The following is a 15,751-nucleotide window of genomic DNA, read 5'->3' on the forward strand; positions in this document are numbered from 1 at the left end:
CTGCATTACTGAAAACGACGCTGCGCATTTGCAGTTCGCGCCGCCTGTGCAGTTTCAACGGAAACTACGCGACGGCCGACAGGCCACAGGGCAATGGCGGCGATTTTAAAATTCGCGATTCCCACCGGAATGCCGATGATAGTAATACATTGCGCGATACCCGTGAGAATGTGCATCACGCAAAGCCACCAGCCGAAGAAGACCAGCCAGAATATATTCAATAAGGTGCCGCCCGTATTCATTATCGCACTTCTGCCCTGCGGGTTGAGTTCGTCGACATGAACAGCTTCATTGCCGTACGGCACGAAGGAAAGCTTAGTTATTTCCCAGCAGGAACGAGTCAGCGGGAGCGTGAAAATAAAGATAATACTGACGAGAGTGGCCAGTAACCAGGAGAGGGTCGTCAGGAAACCACCCAGCACAAAGTTCAACACATTAAGGACTGTACGCATAAGCACTCTTCGTTGGTAAATGTCATAAAATAAATAACCGCAGCAATTGTAACGCGTTTTTACTCTGGAGCGTCATTCCTTCGGCGGGTAAACTTAGCGACAACTTCTTTCCTTGAGCAGACAAAGCGTAATGGAACTCAAAGCGACCTCCCTAGGCAAACATTTAGCACAGCATCCTTACAATCGCGTGAAATTACTGAGCGCGGGCGTAGAGGTAAAGGGCGATCGTCACGAATACCTCATCCCATTCAACCAACTGGTGGCGATTAACATCAAACGCGGCCTGGTCTGGGGGGAACTGGAATTTGTGCTGCCGGACGATAAAGTTGTGCGCCTGCACGGTACTGAATGGGGCGAAACCCAACGCTTTTATCATCATCTGAATACGCTATGGCAGACATGGAGCGTAGAGATGAGTGAAGTTGCAGCGCAGGTGCTTAATGAACAACATACCGAAATTATCCGTCGCACCCAGCAGGAAAAATGGTTTAAGCGCAGCGATATGGAAGCATTACAGCGCAACGTCAGGGCTGCATTTGCGGCTTTACCTCTGCCCCTGGCAAGGCTTGAAGAGTTTGATAACTGCCGCGAGGCGTGGCTTAACTGCAAGGCGTGGCTGGAACAGGGCGATTGCCGCCGCGACGAGCGCAACGCGACGTACACTGAACGCATGCTTGAAAAGTATGCCGATTTTTTCCAGCAGGTAGAAAGCTCTCCACTGAATCCTTCACAAGCGCGCGCCGTGGTAAACGGCGAAGATTCCGTATTAGTCCTGGCGGGAGCAGGGAGCGGCAAAACTTCCGTGCTGGTAGCTCGGGCAGGTTGGTTATTGCAACGGGGCGAGGCGACGGAAGATCAAATTCTGCTGTTGGCTTTTGGTCGTCAGGCGGCCCAGGAAATGGATCAGCGAATTGCTGAACGCCTGCATACAGATGCAATAACCGCGCGTACTTTTCACGCGCTTGCGCTGCATATCATTCAGCAGGGCGGGCGAAAAGCGCCGCGCATCAGCGAGCTGGAATCGGATACAGCCGCCCGGCATCAGCTTTTAATTGAAAGCTGGCGACAGCAGTGCCGTGAGAAAAAGGCCCAGGCAAAAGGGTGGCGCGAATGGTTAAGCGAAGAACTGGAATGGGACGTGCCCGAAGGCGAATATTGGCAGGATGAGCGTTTAGCCAGGCGTCTTGCCAGCAGGCTTGACCGTTGGTTAGGGCTCATGCGTATGCATGGCGGTTCGCAGGCAGGAATGATCGCGTCCTGTCCGGAAGAAGTACGGGACCTGTTTTCAAAACGCGTGAAATTGATGGCTCCTTTACTGAAAACGTGGAAAAGCGCGCTTAAAGCCGAAGAGGCGGTAGATTTCTCCGGCCTGATTCATCAGGCGGTGAACGTGCTGGAAAAAGGGCGTTTTATTAGCCCATGGAAGCACATACTGGTGGATGAATTCCAGGATATTTCCCCGCAACGCGCGGCATTGCTGGCGGCGCTACGCCGGCAAAACTCTCACACATCTCTTTATGCTGTAGGGGATGACTGGCAGGCCATTTACCGTTTCAGCGGTGCCGAAATGGCGCTTACAACGGCATTTGCGCATCATTTCGGCGAAGGCGATCGGTGCGCGTTGGACACCACCTATCGCTTTAACGATCGCATCGGTGAAATTGCTAATAGTTTTATTCAGCAAAACCCCAACCAGCTTGCTAAGCCTTTAAATAGCCTGTCAAAAGGGGATAAAAAGTCAGTTACGCTGCTGGCAGACGACAGGCTCGACAATCTTCTTGATAAGCTAAGTGGCTACGTTAAGCCAGAACAGCGCATTCTGGTGCTTGCCCGTTACCATCATTTGCGTCCGTCAAGCCTCGAAAAAGCGGCGACCCGCTGGCCAAAACTCAATATAGATTTTATGACCATCCACGCCAGCAAAGGGCAGCAGGCCGATTACGTTATCGTGCTGGGATTACAACAGGGCAAAGATGGCTTTCCGGCAGCGGCCAGGGAATCGGTTATGGAGCAGGCGTTGCTGCCGCAACCGGAAGACTATCTGGATGCGGAGGAGCGGAGGTTATTGTATGTCGCGATGACGCGTGCACGTCATCGCGTTTGGCTGCTCTTTAACAAAAAAGAGCCTTCTGATTTTGTCGATATTCTTAAGCGCCTGGGCGTACCCACGGCCAGTCGCCCTTAATTATTTCAGCCTTTCAGAAAGATAACGCTGATAGTCGGGAATGAGGATATCTATTTCCTGGTTAAAACCCGGCGACTGGATAATAAAATCAGCGGTGGACAGATTAGTCGCTACCGGAATATTCCAGACGGTGGCAAGGCGCAGAAGGGCCTTTACGTCCGGATCGTGCGGTACGGCGTTAAGCGGGTCCCAGAAGAAGATCAGCACATCGATTTTCCCTTCTGAAATCAACGCGCCCACCTGTTGATCGCCACCCATCGGGCCGCTAAGCATGGCATTTACATCCAGCCCGCTGGCCCGTTGAATCAAATTACCCGTGGTGCCTGTTGCATACAAAACATGCTTAGCCAGGGAAGGTTGATGACGTTCAACCCATTTCAGCAGTGCTTCTTTACAGTGATCGTGCGCCACCAGCGCAATGTGCTTCCTGGCCGCGAGAGTACGGGTAGTTGATTCCATGGAGAAAATCCTGATTGATTAACGTTGGCTACAGCTTACTGGAAGCCGCTGATGCTGCAAGGGAAGGCAATCAAAAATATGCTTAAAAATCGTAAGAATTAAGGTGAAGGATGCTCCTTTACCCATTGTAAGAAACGTTCGCGAGTCGTTTTGTCAGCCTGTACGAACCAGTATTTCAGCCGCTGTTCCGTCAGCGTTTCAGAGGGCAGAACCGGCGGGTCGAGTTCAGACGTTCTGGAAAGCAAAGCGCTGTCATCCGCCATCATAATGGCAAATTGCGGCATCGAGGCAAGGTTGCCTGCTTTGTTATAGCGCTGAGTATCATTTTCGTAATCAATCCCCTGCGGCGTAGTATTGACGGTTAAGACATCAAGCTTGACAGGGATAATTACCGCGCTGCCGTCAAGAAGCTGGATATGAGGGGCGCTGTCGAAAATCTCACTTTCTTTTTCGTTTTCAATACGTGGCAGATTAAAATTCACCTGGCTTATTTCTTTGGTATTAAAACTCACCACCAAAGGCGCGGAAATATAAAGTCTTTGTTCACGCACGCTTGTACGGATGTTTTTTTCGACGCGAAAAACTATCTGATGCGCACCATTATCCAGCTCTATGCTGTCCGCTCCTTTTAAGAGCGAGCTGGAAACTTTCTTGCCGTCAAGCACCAGCAAATCGATATCGGTAGAAAGCCGTAAAGTGGTCGCCCACCCGGACGAAGGCAGGAGAAGGGCGCACCAGAGCAACATGTAAGGCCCAATTTTCATTCTTTTCTCCTGCGCCACAGCGGCCTGAATTATCTGTTCCCGAATGTATCAAAAGTTTTCACAATAATGGTCCATTAACATATAGACATATTCTCAATATTTGCTCTCATACATCCGTATGGGAAAGATGGTGAGTCAGTAACGTATGACTTACACTTTTGATTACTTCATCAAGGCGGAGAGCGTCATGAAACAGATGGATATTGAAAATATTTTAAAAAATACGCATACCATCGCGCTGGTCGGCGCCAGCGATAAACCCGACCGCCCGAGCTATCGGGTAATGGCATATCTGTTAAATCAGGGCTACGAGGTGATTCCCGTCTCGCCAAAAGTGGCGGGCAAAACGCTGTTGGGCCAGCAGGGTTATGGCAGCCTTGCGGAAATCCCTAAAAAAGTGGATATGGTGGACGTGTTTCGCAATTCCGAAGCGGCATGGGATGTGACTAAAGAAGCAATCGCCATCGGGGCGAAAACGCTTTGGCTGCAGCTTGGCGTCATTAATGAGCAGGCGGCGGTGCTGGCCCAGGATGCAGGTCTGAACGTTGTGATGGATCGCTGTCCGGCGATTGAGATCCCACGGCTTGGACTGGCTAAATAAGAAAACCCCGCGGCGCGGGGTTTGAGACCATTGACAAAGTATCTTACGCTTAAAAGTTCGTTGATCCTGACTAATAAAAACAAAGGATTATGTCTTCTGGTTTATCTCAAACATCCGAAAACCACGTTTTTCGGATGTTTGTCATCAATCTGAAACCCCGCGGCGCGGGGTTTTTTCAGTTACGCAGGCGAGGCGCCTGAAGCTGTTGCCGTATTGACGCCGCCAGTTCATCCATTGAAGGCTGCTCAGGATGTTCATCCTGCGACTCCCAGCTTAGCTGGGCTTCAGCAAGATAAGTATGCACGGCCTGGCCATCATCATCTTCCATGACTACGTGATACCAGGGCGCGGTACGCAAAGCGTCATTATCAGCCAGTTCATCCTCTGCTGGTTCATCCAGTGAATACTCAGGGTCGATATCAACCACGACACCTAAATATCCCAACAGCGAATGGCGTACTTGCTGACCAATTCCGAATTTGCTGGCAATCATAGTCACCTCCCGGGAAACGTTACTCTGCAGAGTGATATGCGGGCAACTTTCCGATTTTCAAGCTACATGACGCGACAGGCAAACCCTTTCAGATAAAGACCTTCCGGATAGGTTGCGATCACCGGGTGATCGGCCGCCTGACGGAACTGTTCTATAAATTGTACATCACGCCCGGCATCTACGGCGGCATCGGCAATGATTTTCTGGAATAAATCTGTGGTCATCAGGCCGGAACAGGAGAAGGTCATCAGGATGCCGCCAGGATTCAGCAACTGGATGGCAAGCATATTAATGTCCTTGTAACCACGGCATGCGCCCATAAGCTGGTTTTTATTTTCCACAAACTTAGGCGGGTCCATCACGATGACATCGAACTTCTCGCCTGTGTCGCGGTATTTACGCAGCAGCTTAAAAACATCGTCGCGCAGAAATTCAGCTTTGCTGAGATCCAGTTTATTGAGCTCGACGTTTTGCTTTGCAACATCCAGAGCGTCCTGCGAGGTATCAACGCTCACAACCTGGCTACATCCGCCCATCAAAGCAGAAACCGCAAAACCGCCGGTGTAGGAGAAGCAGTTGAGTACTCGTTTATCTTTCACATACTGGCGAGTGGCGAAGCGGCTGTCGCGCTGGTCGAGATAATAACCTGTTTTATGTCCACCCTTGATATCCACCAGCAGTTTCATGCCGTGTTCTTCAATAGGCAGCAGGTCTGGCGGTAACTCACCGCTGACCGGGCCCTGCGTCAGTTCCATGCCTTCCTTTTTGCGCACGGCAACGTCTGAACGGTCATAGATAGCGCATTCCGGATAAAGGTTTTGCAGCGCCGCAACCAGGGCGGGACGCTGGTACTCTGCGCCAGCCGAGAGCAGTTGCAGCACAAGGAAATTGCCGAAGCGGTCGATTGTCACGCCCGGTAGCCCGTCAGACTCGCCGGCAATCAGGCGGTAGCTGTCCAGCCCGTCGCGCTTAGCGAGCCATTCACGCCACTGCTGCGCCTGCTGCAGACGACGAGTGAAAAAGGCGATATCGACGCTTTCATTGGCGTCAAAGGTCCACACGCGGGCACGAATTTGCGAAGAGGGGGACCAGGCTGCACGAGCTAACCACTTACCCTGGCTGTCGATGATATCAATGGTTTCGCCTGAATTGGCTTTTCCTTCCAGGCGAGCCACTGCACCAGAAAACACCCACGGATGACGGCGCAGTAGAGATTTTTCGCGCCCTTTGGTTAACACTAAACGGGGAAACCTTGTAAAATCTTTTTTTTGGCTTTGTTCTGAACTATTCATTAGGCGCTCCCATGGAAAAACGCAAGCTATACAGTTATATACGCTGGTCAAGTGATAAACAGGCTAAAGGTTCATCACTCCAACGCCAGCTAGAAACGGCGCGTAGGGTAGCACATGAGAATAGCCTGGAGCTTGTTGAAATCATCGATGCTGGATTATCTGCCTTCAAATCTAAGCATCTTGAACATGGCAATTTAGGCGCTTTTATCGCAGCGGTAAAAGCTGGACAGATTGCTAATGATTCATGGTTAACCGTCGAAAGCCTGGATCGCATTAGTCGCGATGAAATCCTGAAGGCCCAAAGGCTCTTCATGGAATTACTTGAATTGGGTATCACCATATATACGGGTATGGATAACCGTATATACACCAAAACAAGCGTGACGGATAACCCGATGGAATTGATGCTTTCCATTATGACCTTTTCACGGGCAAATCAAGAAAGCATGGTGAAGTCGCAGCGCCAGAAATCAGCCGCACAACTGAAAATCGATAAATTTAAAGCTGGTGGGCGTGCTGATAATGGCTACCCGTTCGCTATCCGTAGTTCTGGTGCGAGTGTTTTTTGGTCTGACGTTTCAGATGGAACAGTAAAGCCTCACCAATATTACTTCCCAATAGCAAAGTTGATAGTATCGCTGCGGTTGAAAGGTTGGGGTTACGTGCGGATAGCTAAGCACCTCAACGAAAATTTTACGCCACCTAAGGGGACAGCGAAGCGGAAGTATTTCAAAGATATGTGGTCTCCGAAGTTGGTATGTAATTTCTTACAATCCAGAACTCTCATGGGTGAGAAATCAATTCGGGTAGATGGTGTTGAGCACATTCTCAAAGACTACTATCCGCAGGTAATGACTGAATCGGAATTCTATGGTTTGCAAAGCGTAATCAATAGAAAACTGACAAACGAACCGCGAGACTACATACCATTGCTTTCAGGTATAAGGCGGTTTAAATGCGTATGTGGCGCTCCTATGGTTGCTTTTTATCAGTATGATAAAATTCGTTACCGATGTGATGGAATGAAGTCTTTAGATAAGCGTATGCATTGCGGGGCAAAATCTTTTAACGGTGCAGCTATTGAGAATGCGATTGTTCAGATTTGCGCTGATAAAATATTCAAGGATATAAAGCACCACGCTTCAAATGTCGATGCTATACAAGCAGAGCTTAACGATACCCAGAAGAAATATAAAAGAGGTATGGATATGATCTTGGAGGATAATGCTCCGAGTGGGTTAAATATTATGCTTGTTGAAATTGAGAAGAAGATAGAAGTGCTTCAACGTCAGTTGAACGAGGAACTAGTCAAAGATACGGAGGTTGATACTTCTGTTAGTTGGGATGCTGTGCCGGAAAATTATAAGGACGTTAGCAATATTGAAAGATTAGAAATCAAACAGAAAATTCAGGCTAGCACCCTATCTATAATTTGCAAGACAGCTAAAGCGAAAGGGCATCTTTTTGATATCACATTTAAGGATGGTGATTTGATTCGTTTTTACTGTGATAAAAAAGTTGTACATGTGGATTATAAAAGTATAAACAATGCTGCTGCCATGAGGGCAGAGGATATCGTGCTACATAATCACTTCGATATCTTAATTGACAAAGATAAATTTATCGAGCGTGTACAAATGGAGCATAAAATAGCGAAGTTGCTAAAAGAGCGTACTCTGGAGGATTTATTTGATATATGATCTTCTATTAATGATGAATAATCTGTCGCAATCTGTCGCAATCTGTCGCAATCTGTCGCAATCTGTCGCAATCTGTCGCAATCTGTCGCAATCTGTCGCAATCTGTCGCAATATGTAGCAACTTTAATCGCTTTCAAAAGTGGGTTTAAGCAAAGAAGATAAATTTACCTTAAGGAAATAGGGCATTTTTTTGACTAATAACTATAAAGCAATGTGATTCATAGGGATGCGGAAGAGTTTTTTGATTAAATGACAATGGAGAAAAAGGCATTCATATGAGCAATAAAGATTTTATTGGAATTTTGCGATTCACCTCCGAAACATACGCAAACGAACTAATTGCAGGACAAGTTTATTTTGGTGCCGCAGAAAATTATCGGCATCGTGAAGATGGAAATTATATGCCTGGGATTACAGATTTCAACGAAAGCTGTATTTTTAGTTATCGTTCAGATAGAGATTCTGAGCCATTTATCCTTGAGTTCGGCATACCTAATTCTGATGGGACAATTCCAGAAGTACTTATTCCTATAAAAACAGTAACAAAGTTTGATTTTAAAAAAGGTAGCAATGACTACTGGTTATCATGTTGGTATTCTTTATTTATAAAAAATGATAACTTGGAAAAATCTATTGAACAAGCTCAAAAAGAAATAAATGATATGCGGCATGAATTTGGGGTGGTTCCAGTATTTATTTTTAGAGATGATATTTTGAAATTAGTTGATTTATTAAAAGATAAGGTTGATATTCGTTATGGATTTGTCAAGTATACAAGTAATGATTTGGAGTGTGATGTATTTACTAAACGTTTGAATTTCAACTACCAAAGAGAATATCGATTTGCGATTGCAGGTTGCCCTTCCAGAAGCAAAGAAAACAAATTTGTTGATCTTAGAGGTAAAGCTGATGGTTTAATTAAAAAAATTAACAGGCTCATGATTAAAGACGGAGAAATATTTTATATGTAACTTTTATAGCTCTGGTTGTTTAGCGATGGAAATATATTATTATCAGAGTAAAAATATTCTTGATAAAATGGTTTTCTATAATCTTTTCTTTTGCCAAGTATTCTTCTATTTTCCTTGGCTCATAACTCGAGTTACTCTTAACCAAGATAACCACTCGCTGCATTTTAACGCGTTTTATCTCAGTAATTCCAATGCCTACAACTTGCAACATTTCATGATTTTATTTTCCTCTAAAAACATCCTACTTTATTTGCTAAGAACCTCATGTAGTCAGGCTTGTAGCCATTCCCCTCATTAACACTCACCACGTTTATTCTACGGGTTATTAAATAATATCTAAATGATCAAGCTTTAGGAAAATCCTTGGTTACTTGTTTATTTTTTATTCATTCATTAGCTGCACCAACAATTGTTCGGCGTGGTGTGTTTGTTCTTGGGATTGTTTTGATATGTGTGTATTTTTAAAGAAAAGAAAGTGTGTTGAGCTCATTGAGTCAGGGCTCTATAACCATGAGGGAATGGTATTTAATGTCCATACTAAGAAAGGTAGCAAACTATCTCCGCTTAGCACTGAAATATTAAGTAAATTCGTCGATGAAATACTTGCTATGCGTCAGATCTATAGCCGTGTCTGCGCTATTAGATTCGATTTACGTGTGCCTGAAGGAATGCCGGTTATACAATCAAATATATTGATCAGTAAGTTCTTCGCAAAACTGAAAGACAAGTTTAAAGCGAAGAAATGGGACAACCAGCCTATTAAACAGTTTGTTTACGGCTGGGTCTGGGAAATAGAGACAGCGGCACAAGCTCATTATCACCTCTGGATTGCGCTGCCGGGTAATCAGGTCAAAAATGCAGGGCACTACGATTATGGTATTTTCAGTCTTATAAAAGACATATGGTTTGAGTTAACCAATGAAGACGGACTGGCCTATTTACCCAAAAATCCAGACTATATGATTAGAAGGGATGATGATGCAGAGTTACGAGAATTTGTTTACCGCAATTCTTATCTGGCAAAAGAAAAAGGAAAGTACTCTTTAGGAACGAATACGAAGTGTTTCGATGGGTCCAGGCTACATAACGCGATGAAGAAAGCGGAGTCCCTGAAACTTGCTGCATAACTCCCTCTGTTTACTACTGCTATGGCATTGAAGAAAGCAATGCATCTAAAACGCGCTGTAAGACGCGTAGAGAAGCTTTCACTCTCCAGCAATGCAAGTGCCTTCACTTTAGCGAGAAAAGCTCTTGTAAGTGATTGTGTGAAGCCTGGGGTGGGGTTGTGGTTGTCACTTCCAACTATTATGAAAGCTTACAGGTAAAATAATGCCAGAATAGCGTCATTACTAAAACGCTCTGTAATACGATTTAAGCCACGTTAGCGTTCAGGCAATAGGTAATGATGTCTTTTGTCTAAAAACGTCTCAGGTTCAATTCTGCGTAGCATGATAAAGCATTACACTGTGGTATCGGATTTGATAAAACCAAAATAACTAAAATACGGGCGTAGCCCGTTCCATCGTAGCGAAGCGGAGATGGATGGTAACCGTCAATGTCCATGTCCTATTTCCTAGTATATATATTATATAAGGGAAAAGTGGACATTTTAGTCTAAAAAGTAACCAAATTGGTTATCACTTGTTTGCTTCGCTCACTGCGTGAAACTTCGTCGCTCTGCGACTCGTAGTAATGGGTTTTTTTATTAAATTAGATCTGATTTTGCAGTTTCGTTACCCGGCTAATCGTTGACCTGGCTACGCCAGTTGTTTCATGAATATCAGTATATGACATGCCCGCAGCTCGAAGCTTTAATATACGCTTATGCATTTCAGTATCGGACTGGCGGCCACGGAACTTACCCTCAGCTTTAGCCTTGCTTATACCTTGTGCCTGTCTGCGCTTTCTGTCCGAGTAATCTTTACGTGCTATTGCAGCAAGCATATCCAGCATCATGCTATTGAGGGCATCCATCATACGGCTGGTAAATTCATCTCCATTCTGTATCAGCATATGTGAGGTAGGTAAATCCAGCGCCACCACGCGTATGCCCTTGAACTTAATAAGACTGGATAATTTTTCCCAGTCTTCAGCATTTAAGCGGCTCAGACGATCAACCTGTTCCACCAGAAGTACGTCACCTGGTTGAGCAACGTCGATTAGCCTGAGCAACTCAGGGCGGGCAAGCGAAGCCCCGGATTCATTTTCGATAAACCATTTCGCGATTGTAATGGATTTTTCATGAGCAAAAGCCTCTAGCTCAGATTTCGCTCTCGCTGCATCCTGCTCTTTTGTCGATGCTCTCAAATATGCGTATACGCGACTTGTCATACCATTATGTCTCTTTGGTAGCATTTAACTGGTAGTAATCATACCGGTAGCATAAAGATAGTAGCAATGATTTTTTTGTATGGATTTAGATAATGAGAAAGGCGGTAGCGTTGGTGTATACCTTAATGAATAGTCATTGAGCTTTCTGATTGGAGGCTTCTATCGTGGACAATTGTCTGATGACTTAGAAGGTTTTTTTAAGTGCGATGAATTACTGTTTGGAACTCGCTTTATATCTGAAGATTTTCATAGCAGATGTACCGCATTTTTAAACATGATGGGCCAAGCGATATTTTTTAGGCGAGTAGTTATGTTTTATTCAATGCAGATAACTATACAGCTCAGATAGATACCAATGTGCGTTAGACACAACCATATCTTACTGTGTTATGTAGCAAGGCAAGATTAGATCTGACCATCTGCTAAGAGCGAGGATCGGACGTAAAACAACTGTAAAAAAACTATTTAACTCAGGCAGACATGTCAAGATTCAGTGAAAATGTCTAATCACTGGCTCGTTAGAAATGCCCATATGTTGAAAAGGCCGCTGCAAAAAAGTCTCTCGCAGCGGCCTCTTTAATATAACGTCATTGTGTGCATCATCTTTAATTATGGGTTTAACTCAAATTGTTCCCCGTTTATTAATTTTCGCAATAAGTCAAGTGCCTCAGATGAGTATTTTCCGACACCACTTTTCCCAGATTTAATGAAAACATGATAATTGTTGTCTGATGCTTTAACGTTGAAGTCGGTTAGTTTTCTTAATTTTTCGAATTCTTGATTAACATAGTGCCACGATCCCATGTCGAGAATCCTTGCCAGATCAGTCATTGTATATGGGAAACTAGCATTTAGTGCCTGCCCATTATTGAGTTCAGCGATACCATACATTTTTGCTAATGCATCATCATGCTCTGCAATATTGCGGAACATCTCAAAATCGTATGGAAGCTCTTGTTTAACAAGGGATTCTGATGCGAATGTGTACGTTCTGGCTAGAAATGCACGCACAAGTTTTGGATTAATGCTAATTTCCGGTGTATTAGATGATAACGCATCAAAAATCCAACCAAAATCATTCGCGTATATCACCTTGATTCGAACGCTTTTATTCTCACCAACACCGATTAGTAATTCCTTCTGATGAGAACCAGTGGCCTCGCAGTCCTTACTGAAGGAGACAAGATAAATATTTGGAATCAATGCATTATTGGGAGCGATGATTTCATCTATATCAGAGAGAATTGCCTTTATGTTTTCATCATTGATACTGTACCCAAAGAAAAACAAGGGGTGTTCAGCAAAATATGTTAGCAACTTAGCACTGATATATTTCTTACGTTTATAGAAATCAACATAATCTTCATTTGTAATAACAATACTTTCAACTTCATGACTGCTACCATGAATTTTCATGATTTCGCCATAAGATGAATAATTCACTTTAACAACGTTATGACCAACTATTGCCTGATAATTGTCAAATATTTTTTCTAATGTGTCGTCATAATTTGTTGTGATTATTGCATGAGGTTTTACTTTCCTTAATTTCTGAACTTCCTCTGTATATTCCATGTTCGAGAAATCAACGGAGTTTGATAATTCATTCAGAATGGATGCAATTTCATGCTTAATATAAATATCTTTTGGAGTCGTTCCTTCAAAGTATGTCTCTGGATAGCGATCCTTGCCATCATCCCAAGCCCATTCAGCATAGAAGTCACAAAAATCGCTAGCAATCAATGGCTTGTTATCACCTTTTGTTTGGCTGTAGTAACCATAAGGGCGTTTGATCAAGGGGCATATTTCCGCTAGTTGCTTTAATAGACCTTCCCAGTCAGGCGCTTTTATATATCGTTGTGAAATACCTGCACCCATGAATAAAATGGGTTGGACTTGTAAGTTTTCAAGGCAAGATTTAACATCTTCGATTATTTCTTCTTGATATTCCGTAAAGTCCATATAGTTACCTCAGGGATGGGTGATTGCTATGTGATGCACCGCGAAACGGTTCGGGGCTTTGTGACACCCAAACTTTACCCCGGTTTACCAGCGTTTCCTTTGTATATAATATCATTGAAGTTAATTGCGTTTCTCAGAAATCTTCTTAGGATGTGATTGCAATAACGGCAACACAGCGCACACATCGCGGCTGATCAGTGAGTATGAAGTGGTTTACTGAATTTGGCCGCCTGAATCGAGAGACAACATGTCCGCTCCTGGCACAAAGCAAACAGGCTCGCGGACACCGTCCGTTATGAGCGAAGTATAGACTTTCACACCCTGAAACTTACGCTATTAGGTGATTCAGGGTATGCGCTTACTGGTTACGAATATTGAGCGAGAATCATGCGCTGGATGGCAATAAACAGGGAGTTGCAAGAATAACCTTAGCGGTTGTAACCTATGGTGTTTGCATTTGGGCCGAGCTGAAAAAATCCAAAGATGGTTTTTTAGACTGTGCTTTTAAGAACCTAAGAGTTTCATTTCCCAGGCAACTATATGACAGATGATTTTGGAGCGAACGAGTGGATACTGATTTCTGGAAAGATTTTTTTGATTGTTTCTTAAACAGTTGGCTTCCCGGTATTGTTACCTTTGCCCTTGGTATTTTGTATTCAAGTATCGTTGAGAAAAGAAAGCTTAGGCAGAAGTTGAAGAATGATCTTTTAGAAATTTTCATACCTGTATTTAACTCTGGTAATAAAATCACTTTTGAGATTGCAGAGAACACTTACAAGAAAATGAATGGTACCTTCAATACCTACCAGAGAATTTACCCCGGAATATTCAAACGTGAAGCAGAAAAGAGACTCAGTGAATTGCTTACCGAAGGTTTCATCATAAAAGGTAATATCAATAAAAAATTCTTTGAACCCGATGATATTGAGAAGTTGATTAAGGCGTTATAGGATTCACTGTCCTGCGCTAGAGTCCTATAGGTTTTCGACATTCAACGCTATAGCCTCTGCGTGAGAATGACGGAACCAACGAATTTATCTTATCTAAAATTATCGGCAATGTTTATCAAATCTCTATGGCGCCTAACTCTCTGAAAATGATACAATGTCTTATATATTATTTATCCCGTCTTCCGGTTTCATTAATTAATATTACTCCTGTTGTCTATGACCTGTTTTATTATAGTGATAATAAGAAATTGCGCTAGCAAAATAGGATTTTGTTATCATCAAGAAAAAATTCAACAAGTCTGCCATGTTATCAATGTCAATATCTGGTTTGGTTTGGCTTCCTTTGGTAATTTTCATGTAGAAGTCAACAAATTTGCTTTTTTCCTTATCCGTGATTTGATAATTTAATTGATGGCTAATTTTATTTCTAATGTTATTAAAGTCTTTTATTCTTAAGTATATTTCATTATATGGGGTTTCTGCAGGCTCATGTTGTATTAAAGCTATTTTTTGTGAAAATGTGAGTTTTGCATCAACCCAAGATAACGAAGGATATCTTAACCTGAGATAGTCACTGATATACTTTTCAAGACTCAAGTGCGCAGTAAGAAATGCACCTATGAACTCAACGTCAACCCCATCAACATGTTCCCATATACTTTCGTTTTCATTAGTTATACCTGTATACACAGCGGTTGACGCCAGATCTTTCCAGTCCATATTTAATCCTTATAAGTACGATATTGGCAGGTTAATATTTTTCTTAAATCAATAATCATCTCAAAATCAATGAGTAGATATTATAGTTGCCCGCAATACAATTAAATACAATACTTGTTAAAGAAGAATCTTCCCTTCCATAAGCTTTTGTCTAAGATACAATTGTAAATCAAGACAATACTAAAATTTTTATAATTACACTGTTGACACAAAACGAATAAGTTTTGAGCCCTTGAATGACTGCTAAGAGCCAGGGTCGAACGTTGAAATATCTAATGAATTATCTCAACTTTTACTTTATAATTATCTAACGATCAGTCTTTGCGCACTCATACATTTCACTTTTAATCTTATCTAATATCTCGTCTGTTAAGCCGTATTTAAGCGAAGCATTACGTGATATTGGATTTAAAATATCTTCGGCGGAGTTAAATATATCTATTGAATCATTAAGTTCCTTAATCATGTTATTGCGGCCATTTTCACTTATGAAATCAATTGCATGTTCGACAAAAAAAGAATGGGCTAACCAGTTCCGTTTTTTTAAGGCTGAAGAAAGTTTAACTTCAATATCATTATCTAGTATTTCAAGTTTTCTGATTAGCTTAAAAAGCTGTCCCATCGTTTTCTCAGACAACCCTTTATCAAACCTATCAAAGTCTGCTTCCCACTTATCACGAGTAGAAAATGCAGTTACATTTTTTGTAAAGAAATCGAAGAAAATCAGCAGTTGAACTATCGACTGCTCTACACACTGTGCTCTATACATCGCAAGACCAAAGTATGCGTAGACCTCTTTACAATGTTCTGAAGTATCCATGGCAACCTTATTAATTCAATTTATCTTCACTCTATACATTAACATAGCATG

15 protein-coding genes are annotated in these 15,751 nt (G+C 43.1%); 6 read left to right on the plus strand and 9 right to left on the minus strand.

What is annotated here, in order from left to right:
* Positions 1-5: 5 nt before the first annotated feature.
* Complete coding sequence (locus MUA00_RS04950) at positions 6-452, minus strand: YccF domain-containing protein (RefSeq protein ID WP_271122022.1); 447 nt, start codon at positions 450-452, stop codon at positions 6-8.
* 130 nt (positions 453-582) lie between these two features.
* Between MUA00_RS04950 and helD the strand changes: the two genes are divergently transcribed.
* Entirely contained in the window at positions 583-2,637 is a 2,055-nt protein-coding gene (helD, locus tag MUA00_RS04955) for a DNA helicase IV (protein WP_271122021.1), read from the plus strand.
* Here the strand turns inward: helD and mgsA are convergent, their stop codons facing one another.
* Together mgsA and csgI are read right to left on the minus strand one after the other, a co-directional pair.
* Entirely contained in the window at positions 2,638-3,096 is a 459-nt protein-coding gene (mgsA, locus tag MUA00_RS04960; RefSeq protein ID WP_271122020.1) for a methylglyoxal synthase, read from the minus strand.
* Between the two features lie 98 nt (positions 3,097-3,194).
* The gene (csgI, locus tag MUA00_RS04965; protein WP_271122019.1) at positions 3,195-3,860 is read right to left on the minus strand and encodes a curli synthesis inhibitor; all 666 of its coding nucleotides are present in this window, start codon (positions 3,858-3,860) and stop codon (positions 3,195-3,197) included.
* 187 nt (positions 3,861-4,047) lie between these two features.
* On the opposite strand from csgI, the gene MUA00_RS04970 reads away from it, so the two are divergent.
* Entirely contained in the window at positions 4,048-4,461 is a 414-nt protein-coding gene (locus tag MUA00_RS04970; protein WP_271122018.1) for a CoA-binding protein, read from the plus strand.
* Positions 4,462-4,636: 175 nt separating this feature from the next.
* Here the strand turns inward: MUA00_RS04970 and hspQ are convergent, their stop codons facing one another.
* Both hspQ and rlmI read right to left on the minus strand, forming a co-directional pair.
* Entirely contained in the window at positions 4,637-4,954 is a 318-nt protein-coding gene (gene hspQ / locus MUA00_RS04975; protein WP_271122017.1) for a heat shock protein HspQ, read from the minus strand.
* Positions 4,955-5,016: 62 nt separating this feature from the next.
* On the minus strand, positions 5,017-6,246 hold the full coding sequence (rlmI, locus tag MUA00_RS04980) for a 23S rRNA (cytosine(1962)-C(5))-methyltransferase RlmI (protein ID WP_271122016.1): 1,230 nt from the start codon (positions 6,244-6,246) through the stop codon (positions 5,017-5,019).
* An 11-nt stretch (positions 6,247-6,257) separates the two neighbouring features.
* On the opposite strand from rlmI, the gene MUA00_RS04985 reads away from it, so the two are divergent.
* From MUA00_RS04985 to MUA00_RS04995, 3 genes are all read left to right on the plus strand, one after another.
* Positions 6,258-7,946, plus strand: a complete 1,689-nt coding sequence (locus MUA00_RS04985) for a recombinase family protein (protein WP_271122015.1) — start codon at positions 6,258-6,260, stop codon at positions 7,944-7,946.
* Positions 7,947-8,221: 275 nt separating this feature from the next.
* Positions 8,222-8,917, plus strand: coding sequence for a hypothetical protein (locus tag MUA00_RS04990; protein ID WP_271122014.1), 696 nt, complete (start codon positions 8,222-8,224; stop codon positions 8,915-8,917).
* Positions 8,918-9,525: 608 nt separating this feature from the next.
* Positions 9,526-10,044, plus strand: coding sequence for a YagK/YfjJ domain-containing protein (locus tag MUA00_RS04995; protein WP_271122013.1), 519 nt, complete (start codon positions 9,526-9,528; stop codon positions 10,042-10,044).
* 583 nt (positions 10,045-10,627) lie between these two features.
* On the opposite strand, the gene MUA00_RS05000 is transcribed toward MUA00_RS04995, so the two are convergent.
* Positions 10,628-11,248, minus strand: coding sequence for a recombinase family protein (locus tag MUA00_RS05000; RefSeq protein WP_271122012.1), 621 nt, complete (start codon positions 11,246-11,248; stop codon positions 10,628-10,630).
* Between the two features lie 609 nt (positions 11,249-11,857).
* Positions 11,858-13,210: an SIR2 family NAD-dependent protein deacylase gene (locus MUA00_RS05005; protein ID WP_271122011.1), complete on the minus strand. Its 1,353-nt coding sequence runs from the start codon at positions 13,208-13,210 to the stop codon at positions 11,858-11,860.
* 566 nt (positions 13,211-13,776) lie between these two features.
* Between MUA00_RS05005 and MUA00_RS05010 the strand changes: the two genes are divergently transcribed.
* Entirely contained in the window at positions 13,777-14,160 is a 384-nt protein-coding gene (locus tag MUA00_RS05010; protein WP_271122010.1) for a hypothetical protein, read from the plus strand.
* Positions 14,161-14,361: 201 nt separating this feature from the next.
* On the opposite strand, the gene MUA00_RS05015 is transcribed toward MUA00_RS05010, so the two are convergent.
* The gene (locus MUA00_RS05015) at positions 14,362-14,880 is read right to left on the minus strand and encodes a hypothetical protein (RefSeq protein WP_271122009.1); all 519 of its coding nucleotides are present in this window, start codon (positions 14,878-14,880) and stop codon (positions 14,362-14,364) included.
* Between the two features lie 307 nt (positions 14,881-15,187).
* Positions 15,188-15,700 carry a hypothetical protein gene (locus tag MUA00_RS05020; protein WP_271122008.1) on the minus strand — a complete coding sequence of 171 codons (513 nt, stop codon included), beginning with the start codon at positions 15,698-15,700 and terminating at the stop codon, positions 15,188-15,190.
* Positions 15,701-15,751: the final 51 nt, after the last annotated feature.

The sequence above is a fragment of the Dryocola boscaweniae genome (assembly GCF_025215095.1).
In the GTDB taxonomy this organism is placed as follows: Bacteria; Pseudomonadota; Gammaproteobacteria; order Enterobacterales; family Enterobacteriaceae; genus Dryocola; species Dryocola boscaweniae.